The organism is Mesorhizobium sp. Cs1299R1N3 (genome assembly GCF_037179625.1).
GTDB classification, from domain to species: Bacteria; Pseudomonadota; Alphaproteobacteria; order Rhizobiales; family Rhizobiaceae; genus Mesorhizobium; species Mesorhizobium salmacidum.
In genome coordinates this window covers 910,152-925,053 of the sequence record NZ_JAPYKQ010000001.1, presented here as the reverse complement: position 1 = coordinate 925,053, position 14,902 = coordinate 910,152, and the positions used below count along the sequence as shown (strand labels likewise).

The 14,902-nt window shown below is 63.3% G+C and carries 16 protein-coding genes; 8 read left to right on the top strand and 8 right to left on the bottom strand.

The window, feature by feature from the left end; translation table 11 throughout:
- Positions 1 to 55 precede the first annotated feature (55 nt).
- Positions 56 to 955 carry a xanthine dehydrogenase accessory protein XdhC gene (gene xdhC, locus O7B34_RS04270; protein WP_337144997.1) on the top strand — a complete coding sequence of 300 codons (900 nt, stop codon included), beginning with the start codon at positions 56 to 58 and terminating at the stop codon, positions 953 to 955.
- An 84-nt stretch (positions 956 to 1,039) separates the two neighbouring features.
- Here the strand turns inward: xdhC and O7B34_RS04265 are convergent, their stop codons facing one another.
- Positions 1,040 to 1,960 carry a LysR family transcriptional regulator gene (locus tag O7B34_RS04265; protein WP_027142784.1) on the bottom strand — a complete coding sequence of 307 codons (921 nt, stop codon included), beginning with the start codon at positions 1,958 to 1,960 and terminating at the stop codon, positions 1,040 to 1,042.
- 132 nt (positions 1,961 to 2,092) lie between these two features.
- Here O7B34_RS04265 and O7B34_RS04260 point away from each other — a divergent pair, with 132 nt between their 5' ends.
- The 4 genes from O7B34_RS04260 to O7B34_RS04245 all read left to right on the top strand — a co-directional run bounded on the left by O7B34_RS04260 (position 2,093) and on the right by O7B34_RS04245 (position 6,611).
- On the top strand, positions 2,093 to 3,310 hold the full coding sequence (locus O7B34_RS04260) for a urate hydroxylase PuuD (RefSeq protein WP_337144996.1): 1,218 nt from the start codon (positions 2,093 to 2,095) through the stop codon (positions 3,308 to 3,310).
- A gap of 2 nt (positions 3,311 to 3,312) precedes the next feature.
- The gene (guaD, locus tag O7B34_RS04255; RefSeq protein WP_337144995.1) at positions 3,313 to 4,629 is read left to right on the top strand and encodes a guanine deaminase; all 1,317 of its coding nucleotides are present in this window, start codon (positions 3,313 to 3,315) and stop codon (positions 4,627 to 4,629) included.
- Positions 4,630 to 4,845: 216 nt separating this feature from the next.
- Positions 4,846 to 5,349, top strand: coding sequence for a heme-degrading domain-containing protein (locus O7B34_RS04250; protein WP_337144994.1), 504 nt, complete (start codon positions 4,846 to 4,848; stop codon positions 5,347 to 5,349).
- A complete protein-coding gene (locus O7B34_RS04245) occupies positions 5,346 to 6,611 on the top strand; it encodes a glycerate kinase type-2 family protein (RefSeq protein ID WP_337144993.1) in 1,266 nt (421 codons plus the stop codon). The genes O7B34_RS04250 and O7B34_RS04245 overlap by 4 nt, the downstream gene beginning before the upstream one ends.
- Positions 6,612 to 6,720: 109 nt before the next feature.
- Here O7B34_RS04245 and O7B34_RS04240 read toward each other — a convergent pair whose 3' ends face one another.
- From O7B34_RS04240 to O7B34_RS04230, 3 genes are all read right to left on the bottom strand, one after another.
- Complete coding sequence (locus tag O7B34_RS04240) at positions 6,721 to 7,446, bottom strand: UdgX family uracil-DNA binding protein (protein WP_280940096.1); 726 nt, start codon at positions 7,444 to 7,446, stop codon at positions 6,721 to 6,723.
- A 117-nt stretch (positions 7,447 to 7,563) separates the two neighbouring features.
- Positions 7,564 to 8,949 carry a glutamine synthetase family protein gene (locus tag O7B34_RS04235; RefSeq protein ID WP_337130254.1) on the bottom strand — a complete coding sequence of 462 codons (1,386 nt, stop codon included), beginning with the start codon at positions 8,947 to 8,949 and terminating at the stop codon, positions 7,564 to 7,566.
- Between the two features lie 40 nt (positions 8,950 to 8,989).
- Positions 8,990 to 10,366 (bottom strand): aspartate aminotransferase family protein, encoded by a 1,377-nt coding sequence (locus O7B34_RS04230; RefSeq protein ID WP_337144992.1) that lies wholly within the window; start codon positions 10,364 to 10,366, stop codon positions 8,990 to 8,992.
- 152 nt (positions 10,367 to 10,518) lie between these two features.
- Here O7B34_RS04230 and O7B34_RS04225 point away from each other — a divergent pair, with 152 nt between their 5' ends.
- Positions 10,519 to 10,971 (top strand): hypothetical protein, encoded by a 453-nt coding sequence (locus tag O7B34_RS04225; protein WP_337144991.1) that lies wholly within the window; start codon positions 10,519 to 10,521, stop codon positions 10,969 to 10,971.
- Positions 10,972 to 10,986: 15 nt separating this feature from the next.
- Here O7B34_RS04225 and O7B34_RS04220 read toward each other — a convergent pair whose 3' ends face one another.
- The 4 genes from O7B34_RS04220 to O7B34_RS04205 all read right to left on the bottom strand — a co-directional run bounded on the left by O7B34_RS04220 (position 10,987) and on the right by O7B34_RS04205 (position 14,004).
- Complete coding sequence (locus O7B34_RS04220; protein WP_337144990.1) at positions 10,987 to 11,961, bottom strand: WD40 repeat domain-containing protein; 975 nt, start codon at positions 11,959 to 11,961, stop codon at positions 10,987 to 10,989.
- Positions 11,962 to 12,055: 94 nt separating this feature from the next.
- Positions 12,056 to 12,583, bottom strand: coding sequence for a GNAT family N-acetyltransferase (locus tag O7B34_RS04215; protein ID WP_140716368.1), 528 nt, complete (start codon positions 12,581 to 12,583; stop codon positions 12,056 to 12,058).
- Positions 12,580 to 12,858, bottom strand: coding sequence for a type II toxin-antitoxin system TacA family antitoxin (locus tag O7B34_RS04210; RefSeq protein ID WP_027142795.1), 279 nt, complete (start codon positions 12,856 to 12,858; stop codon positions 12,580 to 12,582). The genes O7B34_RS04215 and O7B34_RS04210 overlap by 4 nt, the downstream gene beginning before the upstream one ends.
- Positions 12,859 to 12,939: 81 nt before the next feature.
- A complete protein-coding gene (locus O7B34_RS04205; protein WP_337144989.1) occupies positions 12,940 to 14,004 on the bottom strand; it encodes a CobW family GTP-binding protein in 1,065 nt (354 codons plus the stop codon).
- Between the two features lie 170 nt (positions 14,005 to 14,174).
- Between O7B34_RS04205 and O7B34_RS04200 the strand changes: the two genes are divergently transcribed.
- Complete coding sequence (locus tag O7B34_RS04200) at positions 14,175 to 14,423, top strand: hypothetical protein (protein WP_337144988.1); 249 nt, start codon at positions 14,175 to 14,177, stop codon at positions 14,421 to 14,423.
- A gap of 2 nt (positions 14,424 to 14,425) precedes the next feature.
- Positions 14,426 to 14,896, top strand: a complete 471-nt coding sequence (locus O7B34_RS04195) for a MarR family winged helix-turn-helix transcriptional regulator (RefSeq protein ID WP_337144987.1) — start codon at positions 14,426 to 14,428, stop codon at positions 14,894 to 14,896.
- Positions 14,897 to 14,902 lie beyond the last annotated feature (6 nt).

The following is a 14,902-nucleotide window of genomic DNA, read 5'->3' as shown; positions in this document are numbered from 1 at the left end:
AACGTGCAATTCGGACCGAAAAAGCCTATATTTCCCATTCGGGAACCGTGAAACCATGAACTCGAAAGTACAAAGCCTGAAAGCCTTTCTCGGCGGCGCCGGCCGTCTTGCCCTGGTCGAAGTGGCCGGCACCAAGGGCTCGACGCCGCGTGAGAAGGGCGCCTTCATGCTCGTCTCGCGAACGGCGATCTTTGGCACGATCGGCGGCGGTCAACTCGAATACATGGCCATCGACAAGGCGCGGCAGATGGTGGCGCCATCGGGTGGGTCCAACCGCCTGCGGTCGACGTCCCGCGTCGCGGTCGACGAAGTCCGCACCATGCTTGACGTCCCGCTCGGCCCCGAAATCGGCCAGTGCTGTGGCGGGCGGGTCGAGGTGCTGATCCGGTTGGTCGATACCGCATTGGCCGCCGAACTGGTGGCAGTGGCGGAAGCCGAGGAAGCTCATATGCCGCATGTCTATATTTTCGGCGGCGGTCATGTCGGCCAGGCGCTGGCGTCGACCATTGCGCTCCTTCCCGTTCACGGCGTCGTCATCGAAACACGCGCCGAGGCGCTGGAAGGCATGCCGGAAACCGTGGAGACACGGCTGACCCCCATGCCGGAGGCCGAGGTGCGCAACGCCCCGGTCGGCACCGCCTTCGCCATCCTCACTCATGACCATGCGCTCGATTTCCTGATCGTCGCCGAAGCACTGAAACGCGACGACGCGGCCTATGTCGGCATGATCGGCTCGAAGACCAAGAAAGCCACGTTCAGGAGCTGGTTCCTGAAGTCGGCGGACGGTACGGAGGCTGAATTCGCCCGCCTCGTCTCGCCGATCGGCGGCGATGCGGTCAAGGACAAGCGCCCGCCCGTCATCGCCGCGCTGGCGGCCGCCGAGATCATGACGGCGCTGGTCAGCCACGTGACCGCGGATCATCGGGCCCTGCAGGGCAAGATGATGGCCGGCTAGACCAGCCTAGGCTGGCTTTCACGCAAGGCAACCGGATCGGATAGGCCACGAGGCCATCACTTGCAGGCCAGTTCGCTCTTCCGCCTACTTGCCGGCCAGAAGATCCTTGATCAGCCGCTGGCAGCGCTCCGCCATGAAGTCGAGCAGCAGCCGCACCTTGGGGTCCTGCAGCTTCTTGTGCGGATAAACGGCCGCGAACTGCACCGGCGTCGGTGGCGTGTTGCTCAGGATCACCTTCAGCCGGCGGTCGCGGATGAACGGCTCGACCTCGAAGCGCGGCTTGTTGATGATGCCGCGCCCTGACAGCGCCCAACCGGTCAGCACGTCGCCATCATCGGTGTCGTAGGGGCCGTGTACCTCGAACTTTTGTGGCCCGGTCGGAGTCTGCAAGGTCCAGACATATTCGCGCGCGCCGGAATAGCGCAGCATCAGGCAGTCATGTTTCCTGCCGATCAGCTCCTGCGGCTCCATCGGCTCGCCGCGCGCTTCCAGATATTTTGGTGCGGCGACCAGCACGCGTTCGCATTCCATGATGCCACGCATCCGAAGACTGGAATCCTCGATGATGCCGAGCCGGAAGGCGACGTCGATGCCTTCCTTCATGATGTCGACATTGTGGTCCGAGAGCCTGAGCCGCACCTCGATGTCAGGGTATTTGTCATGGAAATCGGGAATGCCCGAGGCCACCAGCCGTCGCCCGAGACCGAGCGGCGCGGTGACGCGGATGGTGCCGCGCGGCTGGCCGGACAGCGCCGAGACGGCAGCCTCCGCCTCGGTGATCGCTTCCAGCACCTGCTTGGCGCCGGAATAGAAAACAGTGCCGTGTTCTGTTGGCATCAACTGCCGGGTGGTGCGGTTGAACAGCCGCACGCCGAGATGCTTCTCCAGTTCCTTGATGCGATTGGAGGCGACAGCCGGCGAAATGCGCATGTCGCGGCCGGCCGCCGACAGATTGCCGAGCTCGACGACGCGGACGAAGACGGCGATGTTGTCGAGATAGGCCATACGGAGCACCTTCGCCGGTTTGTGGCCATCAAACTAGTATTTTCCAATTTTTTTTGAAAGTCATCGTACACCTCGCCTCTTTTCGTTTGCGCACCACACCGTAAAGTCACCGGATCGGCAGGGACGACTTCAATGATGGATTTCGCGATTTTCTGGGACTGGCTGAGCTTCGCCGTGCGCTGGCTGCACGTCGTTACCGGCATCGCCTGGATCGGCTCGTCCTTCTACTTCGTCGCACTCGATCTTGGCCTGCGCCAGCGCCCGGGCATGCCGGTCGGCGCCTTCGGCGAGGAATGGCAGGTGCATGGCGGCGGCTTCTACCACATCCAGAAATATCTGGTGGCGCCGTCCGAGATGCCGGAACACCTGACCTGGTTCAAATGGGAATCCTACGCCACCTGGCTGTCCGGTTTCGCGATGCTGTGCGTGGTTTATTACGCCGGCGCTGACCTGTTCCTGATTGATCCCAACGTGCTGCCGATGTCGGTACCGGTCGGCATCCTGCTGTCGATGGCGACGATCGGCGTCGGCTGGGTGGTCTATGATCTCTTGTGCCGCTCGCCGCTCGGAAAGAGCGATACCGGCCTGATGCTGGTGCTGTATGGCGTGCTGGTGTTCATCGCCTGGGGGCTGACGCATCTGTTCACCGGCCGCGCCGCCTTCCTGCATCTAGGTGCGATCACCGCGACGATCATGTCGGCCAATGTCTTCATGGTCATCATTCCCAACCAGAAGATCGTCGTCGCCGACCTCATCGCCGGCCGCAAGCCGGATCCTAAATACGGCAAGATCGCCAAGCAGCGTTCGCTCCACAACAACTATCTGACGTTGCCCGTCCTGTTCCTGATGCTGTCGAACCATTATCCGCTGGCGTTCGGCACCGAGTTCAACTGGGTCATCGCCTCGCTGGTGTTCATCATCGGCGTCCTGATCCGCCATTATTTCAACAGCGTGCACAAGCGCGCCGGCAATCCGCACTGGACCTGGCTGGGCGCCATTGTCCTGTTCCTCATCATCATCTGGCTGTCGACGGTGCCGAAGGTGCTGACGGGCGAGCCCAAGGCCTCCGCCGCGGCTGAGGTCTATATCGCTTCGGCGCATTTCCCGGCCGTGCGCGACACCGTGCTCGGCCGCTGCTCGATGTGCCATGCGCAGGAGCCGGTCTATGAAGGCATCTATCACGCACCCAAGGGGGTGATGCTGGATACGGATGCTGGCATCGCCGAGCATGCCCGCGAGATCTATCTGCAGGCCGGCCGCAGCCACGCCATGCCGCCAGCCAATGTCTCGCAGATATCAGACAAGGAACGGGCGTTGCTGGTGGCGTGGTTCGAAGGCGCGGGGAAATAAGCATGACCTCGACACTTCTGCGTGGCCGCACGCTGTCCTTCGTGCGCTGGCCGCAAACCATCGACGACCACTCCGCCTGGCGCTACGAGGAGGATGGCGGGCTGCTGATAAGCGACGGCAGGATCATTGCGGCAGGCGCCTATGCCGATGTCGAGAAACAGGCCGGTGAGACGGCGAAGAAAATCGACCACCGGCCGCATCTGCTGCTGCCGGGCTTCATCGATGCCCATGTGCATTTCCCGCAGATGCAGGTCATCGCGTCCCATGGCGCCGAGCTGCTCGATTGGCTGAACACCTACACCTTTCCCGAGGAAACAAAATTCGCCAACGCCCAGCATGGCCGCCGCATCGCGCGCCTGTTCCTCGATGAGACGGTGCGCCATGGCACCACGACCGTTGCCGCCTACTGCTCCGTGCACAAGGCGTCGGCGGAAGCCTTCTTCGCCGAGTCGCATGCGCGCGACATGCTCAACGTCGCCGGCAAGGTGATGATGGACCGCAACGCGCCCGAAGGCGTGCTCGATACGCCGCAATCGGGCTATGACGACACCAAAGCGCTGATCGCCGAATGGCACGGCAAGGGCCGCCAGCTTTATGCCATCACGCCACGTTTCGCCATCACCTCGTCACCGGAGCAGATGGAGATGGCCGGCGCGTTGTGCCGCGAACATCCCGACTTGCACATGCAGACGCATCTGTCCGAAAACCACGCCGAGATCGCCTTCACCGGGGAACTCTACCCCTGGTCGCGCGACTACACCGATGTTTACGAGCATTATGGGCTGCTGGGCAAAAAGAGCCTGTTCGGCCACTGCATCCATTTGTCGGAGCGCGAGGCGGACGCGCTGTCGGACAGCGGTTCGGTGGCCGTGTTCTGCCCGACCTCGAACCTGTTCCTCGGTTCCGGCCTGTTCGACTATCAGCGCTTTCGCCGCCGCGACAAGCCGTTGCGCATAGGTGCGGCCACCGATGTCGGCGGCGGCACAAACTATTCCATGCTGCGCACCATGGACGAGGGCTACAAGGTCATCGCGCTCAATGGCGAGAAGCTGAACCCGTTCCAGTCCTTCTGGCAGATCACGCGCGGCAACGCAGAGGCGCTGTCGGTGGCGGACAAGATCGGCACGCTGGAGGAAGGCACCGATGCAGACATCGTCGTGCTCGATGCCAGGGCGACGCCCGCCATGCGGCTCAGGATGGAAACGGTCGAGACGCTGGCGCAGGAATTGTTTCTGCTGCAGACGCTTGGCGACGACCGAGCCGTGCGCGAGGTCTATGTGGCGGGGCGGGCGGCCAAGAGCGACATGATCGCGGGGTGAACCCCGTCTTGCCAACCGAATTGCGAAGGGCAATTCGGGGCGCTCCGGCCTCTCCCCAAGGAGAGAGGAGACCGCCGGCGCTGGCGCCAGGTTCTTCTCCCAACCGGGGAGAACGCGGCCGCGCAGCGGCCGGATGAGGGGGGCGCCGCGATGGAAGCTTGACCCGGCCGATGTTGTCGTACAAACGAAACGTCACGATTTTCGGAGAAAAGAGACATGGCCGTTGCTGACGACATCGCTCTGATCAAGAGACAGGAAGAGACCCTTGTCTTCGCAGCCTTCGACGAGGCCGTCGCCTTCGAGATCGGCGCAGCCATCCGTGGTCGTGCAATGGCCGAGAACCTGCCGGTCATCGTCGACATCAGGCTATGGGACCGGCCGCTTTTCTATGCCGCCATGCCGGGTTCGAACGCTTCCAACCCCGACTGGGCGCGGCGCAAGATCAATGTCGTGAAGCGCTATCTCAGAAGCACTTACCGTCTGGTGCTTGAACAGCAACGTCCTGACCGCACCTTCAAGATCGGCGAGGGGCTGGATATTGCTGACTACGTGCTGGCCGGCGGCGGCTTCCCGGTCACGGTCAAGGGCGCCGGTGTCATCGGTGTGATCGCGGTGTCCGGCCTGCCGGAGCGCCAGGATCATGGCGTGGTGGTCGATGCGCTGTGCGATCACCTGGGCATGGACAGGCGCGAGCTTGCGCTGTCCGCGGACCCCGAATGACCGTGCCCGATCCCAAGGTTTTTCTCACCTCGATCTTCAATGCCGCCGTCGCCGCCGCGGATCCGGAGCGTACCATCCGCGACCATTTGCCGGTCAGGCCCAGGGGCCGCACCATCGTCGTCGGCGCCGGCAAGGGCTCGGCACAGATGGCCGCGGCCTTCGAGAAGGTCTGGGATGGCCCGATCGAAGGGCTGGTCGTTACGCGCTACGGCTATGGCGCCAAATGCGAGCGCATCGAGATCATCGAGGCGGCGCATCCGGTGCCGGACGCCGCCGGGCTCGAGGCCTCGCGGCGGCTGCTGGACAAGGTGCAAGGGCTGACAGCGGACGATCTGGTCGTGGCGCTGATTTCCGGCGGCGGTTCGGCGCTGCTGCCGTCTCCGGCCGCCGGCCTGACGCTGGCCGACGAGATCGCCGTCAACGAGGCGCTGCTCGCCTCCGGCGCGCCGATCGCGGCGATGAACACCATCCGCAAGCATCTCTCCACCATCAAGGGCGGCCGGCTGGCTGCCGCCGCATGGCCGGCCAAGGTGGTGTCGCTGGTGGTGTCCGACATCCCCGGCGACAATCCGGCCCTTGTCGCGTCCGGCCCGACCGTTCCCGATACCGGCAGCCGCGAAGACGCGCTGGCGTCGATATCCGCCTATGGCATGAACCTGCCGGCCTCGGTCATGGCGCATATCCGGTCGCCTGCGGCCGACGCGCCAGATCCCGACGACGAGCGCTTTTCGCGCAACGAAGTGCACCTGATCGCCTCTGCCGGTGTGTCGCTGGAAGCGGCAGCGGTGGAAGCGAGGCGGCAAGGCATAGAAGCCGTCATCCTCTCCGATGCCGTTGAAGGCGAAGCGCGCGAGGTCGGCGGCTTCCACGCCGCGATTGCCCGCGAAGTGGCGACGCGCAACCGGCCCTTCCAAAAGCCGGTTCTGATCCTGTCGGGCGGTGAGACCACCGTGACCTTGCGGGCCAAAGGCAAGGGTGGCCGCAACTCGGAATTCCTGCTCGCCTTCGCCATCGGCATCAATGGCGTGGAAGGCATTCATGCTTTGGCGGCCGACACCGACGGCATCGACGGTTCGGAAAACAACGCCGGCGCCTTCGCCGACGGCTCGACTGTCTCGCGCATGCGCGCGGCTGATGTGGATGCCAAGGCGATGCTGGACGGCAACAATGCCTGGACGGCCTTCAATGCCGTCGGCGATCTCTTCGTGCCCGGCCCGACCGGCACGAACGTCAACGATCTCAGGGCAATTCTCGTCCGCTAATGCATGTCGCCCAAGTGACCTCGGTTTTGGGGGAAGGACATGCATCAACACAAAGATCTAAAGCGCGTCGCATGAGTCCGTTTCGACGCGACGCGCTTTAGACCGGCAATCAAGCGGCCATAAGCCGCTTCACCTGCTTCATATCCTGCAAAAACCGCTCGCGTTCGGCCTCTTTGTCGGCGTGATCACGAATGCGCAGGATGAAGGAGGGATGAATGGTGATGAAGACCCGCAAGCCATCCTCGCGTTCGATCACCTGGCCGCGCATCTTGGTCACCGGTATCGCCTTGCCAAGCAGGGACAGCGCCGCCGTGGCGCCGAGCGCCACGGCGACGTTCGGCTTGATCAGGTCAAATTCCTGGTCGAGCCACCAGCGGCAGGCTTGAACCTCGCCGACATTCGGCTTGGAATGGATGCGCCGCTTGCCGCGCGGCTCGAATTTGAAGTGCTTGACCGCGTTGGTGACGTAGACCTTCAGGCGATCGACCCCGGCATCGTCCAATATGGCATCGAACACCTTGCCCGCCGGGCCGACGAATGGCTGGCCGGCGAGGTCTTCCTGGTCGCCCGGCTGTTCGCCGACAAAAATCACCTTGGCATTGTCAGGCCCTTCACCGAATACCGTCTGCGTCGCATCGCGCCAAAGCGGACAGCGGCGGCATCCCTTCGCGACCTCTCGCAATTCGGAAACCGTGTCCGCGGCATCGTCATCAGGTGTTTCGGCTGGCTGCTGCTTCGGCCAGTGCCTCGCCTGCACCTTGGCGTGGTGCGGCGCCGGCGTTGTCGGCATCTTCGCAATCATATCTCTGGCGGCCTTGTCCGCTCTCGCGATCAAGTCAGGAATGAGCGAGGCCTCGGGAAGGTTCCGCCAATATTTCTATGGCAAGGCTGATACGCCACCTCATTTTGATGACGACGGCGAAAAAGTGATCGTCGCCGGGTCAGCCAGCCATCAGACTTCGTGCAGGTAAAGATGATAGTCCAGTTCGCTGACCGTGCGCGCCACGCGCAGGTATTCGGACTGCTTGATCGCCACGAAGGTGCGGTGCAGGTCCTCGCCGAGCGCGCCTTTCAGGAAGCTGGACGCCTTGGCGGCTTCGATGGCGGCGCGCCAATCGGCCGGCATCGTCGTGCGGGTGACGGACGCCTCATAGCCATTGCCGGTCGTTTCGGGGCCTGGATCAAGCCCTTCATCGAGGCCTTTGACGATGCCGGCGAGCACCGTCGCCGCAATCAGATAGGGGTTGGCGTCGACGCCGGACGGACGATGTTCGATGCGCCGGTTTTTCGCATCGCCCGCCGGCACGCGTAGCGCCACCGAGCGGTTGTTGACGCCCCAGGTCGGCGCGACCGGTGCATAGGATTGCGAGACGAAGCGGCGCCAGGAATTGGCGTGCGGCGCAAACACCAGCATCGATTCCGCCATGGTCTGGATCAGCCCGCCGAGGCCACGCAGCAGCGGCAACGACCAGTTCTCGCCGGCTGCTTCCGAAAAGACGTTTCGGCCGTCCTTGTCCTGCAGCGAGACATGGAAATGCATGCCGGAGCCGGCATATTTCTCGATCGGCTTGGCCATGAAGCAGGCGGTGACGCCGTGGCGGCGCGCCTGCGCCCGCACCAGCCGCTTCAGCATGACCAGATCGTCTGCCGCCCGGATCACGTCCTTGCGGTAGTTCAGCGTCAATTCGTACTGGCCAGGCGCATATTCCGAGATCACCGTCTCGGCCGGAATGCCTTGCGCCTTGGCGGCGGCGTAGATGTCGGAGAACAGCGGCTCCATGCCGTGCAGATGGTCGACGGAATAGACTTCCGTCTTGCCCGAGACGCGGCCATCGAGCACCGCGCGCGCCGGCTGCACCTTGCCCTCGGCATCGCGCTCATTGGCCAGCAGAAAGAACTCCAGCTCGAAGGCGCCAGCCGGATGGAGGCCCTTGGCCGCCAGTATGTCGACCTGCCGGGCAAGCGCCAGCCGCGGGTCCGACGACATTGGCTGGCCGTCGAGATGGTGCATCGCCATCAGCACCTGGCCGCGGGGCGGGTTCGTGCCGTAAAGCGGCACCAGCGTGCCGGGAATCGGCCAGGCCCTCAGATCGCCATCGCCGCTGTCCCAGATCAGCCCGGTTTCGTGCACATCTTCGCCGGTGATGTCGAGGCCGAGGATCGAGATCGGCATATGCCGGCCGCCTTCGAAAATGCTTTTCAGCTCATGCCGGCGCACGATCTTGCCGCGCCCGACGCCATTGGCATCGGTCAGCACGATATCGAAGGCCTCGACCTCGGGATGGGCGTCGAGGAAGGCTTGCGCCTCGGTGGGCGTCGAGCCCGAAGGTGAAGTCATGATGGAACTCGAGTTTGGCTTGGTGGCTTGGTGGCTTGTCTCATGCCGCAAGCTTTGCCGCAACCGAGCCAAAAGCGGTGATCAGCCGGTTGACCTGGGCGCCTGACGTTGCCGGTGAGATCAGCATCATGTTGTGGAAGGGTGCGATCAGCACGCCGCGATTGACCAGCGCGACATGGATGGCGGCCTCCAGTTCCGGTGCATGTGCACCCTCGGCCTCGGCGCCATTGCGCAGCGGGCCGGGCGCGCAGATGAACTCGGCGCGGGCCCCGACACGGGAGACATGCCAGGGCAGACGATAGCGATCGATCACGCCGGTCAGCCCGGCATCGAGCCGCCGCGCCAGATGATCCATGCGGTCGTAATTCTCCTGCGTCATCACCTCCTCGAGCGTGGCGCGCATCGCCGCGAACTGCAGCGGGTTGGCCGACAGCGTCGTGCCCATGCCGGAATAGCCAGGCTCTTTCGTCCTGTTATAGTCGGCATAGCGCGACGCGACCTCCTCGCTCATGCCCCAGACGCTCGCCGGCACGCCGCCGGCAATCGGCTTGCCCAGCACGAACAAGTCCGGCTCCAGCCCATATTTCCTGGTGTAGCCGCCCGGGCCGGTCGAGATCGTGTGCGTCTCGTCGATCAAAAGCAGCGTGTCCGCTTCGCGCGTCAACTTTCGCAGCGCCTCATGGTAGCCGGGATCGGCAAGCACCATGCAGGAATTGGTCAGCACCGGCTCGGCGATGACGCAAGCGACATCCCTGTCCTTCAGCGCCGCTTCGAGAGCGGCGACATCGTTGAATTCGATGACCTTCGCCGTTCGGGTCAGGTCGCGGAATTCACCCGCCAGTCCGGGCCGGTTGATTGGCTTGCCGTCGATCAGCCGCACCATCGTCTCGTCCACCGAGCCGTGATAGCAGCCGTTGAAGACCAGGATTTTTTCTCTCCCAGTGATGGCGCGGGCGACGCGTAGCGCGAACCGGTTGGCGTCGGTCGCCGTCGTCGCGATCTGCCAGAACGGCAGGCCGAAGCGCTGCTGCAGCAGCGGCCCGATGGCGAGCGCGTCTTCCGAAGGCAGCATGTAAGTCAAGCCGCGCCCAGCCTGGCGGCGAATGGCGCGTGCCACCGGCGCAGGCGAATGGCCGAACATCGAACCGGTGTCGCCGAGGCAGAAATCGTCGAGCTTGTTGCCGTCCATGTCGGTGATCGTGGCGCCGCGGGCACTGTCGACCAGGATCGGAAACGGCGTCGGCCAGTCGTTCATCCAGTGCATCGGCACGCCGCCGAAGAAGGCGGGCAAGCCGTTGCCGACCTTGGCCTGCGATTTCGGCCGCGCCTTGCGGAATACGGCGCCTTCCGTCTCGCGCAATCGCGCGATGCGGTCGCGGCTGATGCCGCCGATGGTCGTTGAACTGTCGCTGTGCATGAAAACCCCTCTGGCACGTCCCTCTTAGCCAATCCACCTCCGCATCGGCAATTGGCCGCGCGGCCGTTCTGCATTGGCTCAGCCCTAGCTGGCGGCGCTTGACGCTCCGCGCGAAGTCGGCGCCAATGGGAACGGCAATAGGGGCAAGGGAAATGCGGACGATCATCTGCGTGACGGCACTGTTCCTGTCGGCCGGTACGGCCTGTGCGACCGGCGGCATCTGGTGCTCCGTCGATGATCCACAGGTGAAATTCCAGGTCGATGCCGGCGTCACCACCGGCATGGGCGGCCCGACCTTCAACTTCCGCGGCGACCTCGAAATCAAGGCAAGGCCGGCCGGCGATCAGCTGCGCAAGGCCACTTTCGAGAACTCCAACCTCACCCAATACTGGCTCGACAACAAGGAGCTGCGGCTGAACATCTATGACGAGCAGGAGGTGGCCAAGACCTACAGTTCGGTCGAACTCACGATCCTGACCAGGGCCAGCGACGAGGGCGTCTATGATGGAGACTACAAACTCGCCGTCTATGACAGCACGGACGACAACGACAGCGATGGCAAGCCGGTCGATCTGACCGGCAAGGTTTCCTGCGGCGCCGAGTAATCCGCTGTTTCAAAACTACGCAGTGATGTCGATGACGCCGCAGTCGCCGCCGGCACTGCCGAAGGCGACGCGGCGTTCTTCCTTGTCCCACATCATCGCGGTGATGGCGCCTTTGCCCGGGCGCCGCAAAAGCACTTCCTTGGCGTCGGAAAAGCGCACGGCCATGACCATGCCGTCGTCATAGCCGACGGCGACGACATCCTGGCTCGGGTGGCAAGCGACCGCCGTCACCATGGCGTTGCCCCGGGTGCCGAGTTCCAGCGGCGCCTTGCCCATCGGCCCGTCCTTGGCCGAGAACGGCCAGACGATCGCCGCCGGCGCGCCGGAACTGGCCAGCCACTTGCCTTTCACGCTCCACGACAGGCTTTTGACCTTGCCGGGATAGCCGCTCATGCGCATGTGCTTGCCGTCGGCGAGTTTCCAGCCATGCAGGGCGTTTTCCTGCATGGTGGTAACCAGAAAGGCGCCGTCCGGCGAGAAGGTGATGCCGGTGTGGGCGCCCGCCCATTCGAGCTCCACCGGCTTGCCCTCGGCGGCCGGGAAATGCAGCGTCGCGCCATTGTAGCGGGCAACGCCGAAGCGCATGCCCTTGGGCGAGAACGCCAGCCCCTCGACCGAGCGCGGATGGGCAAATTCCCGGGTCTTGCCATCGGCGAAGCGCACGAAGGCGGTCTTGCCCGTGGCAAAGGCGACGGCCCCTTGCGGCCCGGCGGCAACGCTGGTGATCCATTTCTTGCCGGCGCTCGCCATCTCCTGGGTCTCACCGCCGGCTTTGACGGCAAACACCTTGCCGTCCTCACCGCCGGTGATCAGCCGGTCGTTGGCCGCGTCATGAAAGGCCGCGAGCAGCCCATCATTGGCCTGCACCGTCTTGTGGCCATTGTCGAGCCGGTGGACGGCACCATCGGCCAGCGCGAAATGCGGCACGTCGCCAAGGAAGACGGCGGTAACGCAATGGCCTTCGAGATCAAGCGGGGCGACTGTGGGCATGATTGTCTTTGTTCAACTGAATGAGATTACAGAGGCGGCTTACTCGACGTTTGCGGTTCCGGCAACCGGCAGATCAGATGGCGAGAGGCTGTCATCAAAGCAGCCCCTTCGCCCGCAGATCGGTTGCGAACGTCGCCAATGGCATCACCAAGGTCAGATCCGATCCATCGAGACGCTCGGCCCCGTAGCTGGCATACCATCTTGCGGCCCGCTCGCTCTTGGCATCGATGATGAGCAGGATGCCGCCGCCTTCGCCGGCAAGTCGCAAGCAGCGCAACGCGGCGGCGGCAAGCAGCTGACCTCCGAGTCCTTGCCTGGCGACGCTGCGGTCGGTCGCCAGCCGGGCAAGCTTGAAGCCGGAAACCTCGTGCCGTGCCAAGCCTCTCGTCATCGTCTCCGGCACGGTTTCATGAGCAATGGCTGACGGCGCGATCGTATAGAAGCCAAAGATCCGCTCCAAAGCCGTATCGTCGATCGCACAGAAAGTCTTGGCGGCATTTTGTTCGTGGCTTTGCCGCGCGAACCGCCGCAGAAAATCGTTCATCTGCGCATCGCCGCAATCGAACGAGGCCCGATCATGGCGTTTCGCAATCGGCTCCTCGTGCCAGGCGGGAAGCGTCACAGAGTATCCGGCAAGGCTGCGATCGCTGCTCGGAGCTTGGCATTGGGTTTCGGCGGGTTCTCCAGCAGATCGAGTATACGTGTGAAATCGCGGTCGGACACTTTCGCAACCTCGGCTGCCTCGATTACGGCCTGTGCTTCCGGAACCACCTTGTTGAGAATGAAGTCGGTAACGTCCTGATGAGATAGCGCGGCGGCGCGCGCGATCATCGCCTTCTGCGCAGGCGCGATGCGGATTTGATAGCGTTCCGTTTTGTTGTCGGCCGACCTGGGCATCGAAAATCTCCTCGGGTCCATGTACACATGATATGTGTACATGGACCCATAGTCAATCTCGAGAGCCCTTCAAATACAGCCTTACGAGGCCTGGCAGGCCTCGAAGCTCTTCTTCAGCCGCTCGGCGTCGAGTTCGCGGCCGATGAACACCAGCCGGCTTTCGTGCTTCTCGCCGTCCTTCCAGGCGCGCTGGTGGTCGCCCTCGATGATCATGTGCACGCCCTGGATGACATAGCGCTCATCATCGCCCTTGAGCGCGATAATGCCTTTCAGTCGCAGGATGTTGGGGCCTTCCATCTGGGTGATCTTCTCGATCCAAGGGAAGAATTTCTTCGGGTCCATCTCGCCGCCGCGCAGCGATACCGACTGCACCGTTACGTCATGGATGTCGGAAGGATGTGCGTGATGGTCATGCCCGTCATGATCATGATGGTGGTGATCGTGGCCATCATGGTCGTGATGATCATGATCGTGGTGGTCATGTTCGTCATGCGCCTCGAGGAAATGTGGATCGTTTTCCAATGCCCGCGACAGGTCGAAGGCGCCGCGGTCGAGCACTTCCGACAGGTCGACACCGGCGCGCGTCGTACGATGGATCCTGGCCGCCGGATTGATGGCGCGGATCGTCGCCTCGACCTTGGCGAGTTCTTCCGGGGTCACAAGGTCGGTCTTGTTGAGCACGACGACGTCGGCGAAGGCGATCTGGTCCTCGGCTTCCTTGGAATCCTTGAGCCGCAGCGGCAAATGCTTGGCGTCGACCAGCGCCACCACGGCATCGAGCTTGGTCTTGGAGCGCACGTCGTCGTCCATGAAGAAGGTCTGCGCCACCGGCACCGGATCGGCGAGCCCCGTGGTCTCGACGACGATGGCGTCGAAGCGGCCGGGCCGGCGCATCAGGCCCTCGACGACGCGGATCAGGTCGCCGCGCACCGTGCAGCAGACGCAGCCATTGTTCATCTCGTAGATTTCCTCGTCGGATTCCACGATCAGCTCGTTGTCGATGCCGATCTCGCCGAATTCGTTGACGATCACGGCGTAGCGCTTGCCGTGGGTCTCCGACAGGATGCGGTTGAGCAGCGTCGTCTTGCCGGCGCCGAGATAGCCGGTAAGAACGGTTACGGGGATCTGCGTCTGTGTGTCGCTCATGGCTTGCCTCGAAATGACTGGGCCCTGAAATCCAGGCCGCGAAAGGGATTGTCGGTTCCATATAGGATGTGCGCCGGGCTTTTGCACGGGCCAAACCATGGGCCAAATTTAACGGCTGGGATTCGTTCTGACATCGTGGCCGCGAAAAGCGGTCGTCGCCCCGCGATGGAATGATCAAGGGGCTTCTTGTCCGGGGCTATCGGTTGCCGGATCGCATTCACGCAGCCGTTGGTTCGAATTTCCTGCACGCGAAACTCGTTTGTCATCTAACTGAAATAAACATCTGGCATCACCACGGCGGACACCGCAAATGCTTGCCGGCAAAGCTGTTTCGGATGCCGGAATCTTTTTCGATCGTCGATTGCCAACCGGCCGGCTGCGTCTATGCTGTGCGCACCGGTACGGCCGAAGAGGGATGACCATGGCCAAGGCGGACAAGACTGCAACGATGAGCCGGCTGCATTCGGCGGCAAGGCTGGCAAGGACCGCGCTAGCGGCACGGCTTCTGGCGCACGGCTTCTACGCCGGCCAGGATCAGATCATGCTGTCGCTGGACCGCGAGGACGGCCAGACACCGGGCAATCTTGCCGGGCGTCTTGGCGTGCGTCCGCCGACCATCACCAAGACCATCAACCGGCTGCAGGCGCAGGGCTTTCTGGAAAAACGCGCATCGGAATCCGATGCCCGCCAGGCCCATATCTTTCTCACCGATACCGGCCGTGAAACCATCCGCGCCATCGAGAAGTCGGTGAAGAAGACCGAAAAGCAGGCGCTGAAGGGCCTCGACAAGAAAGACCAGAAGGCGCTGTTCAAGCTGCTCGCCCGTATCGAGGCCAACCTCTCCAACGAGGAACTGGTGCTGATCGACGACGACGTCGAGACGGACGAATGATCTCTT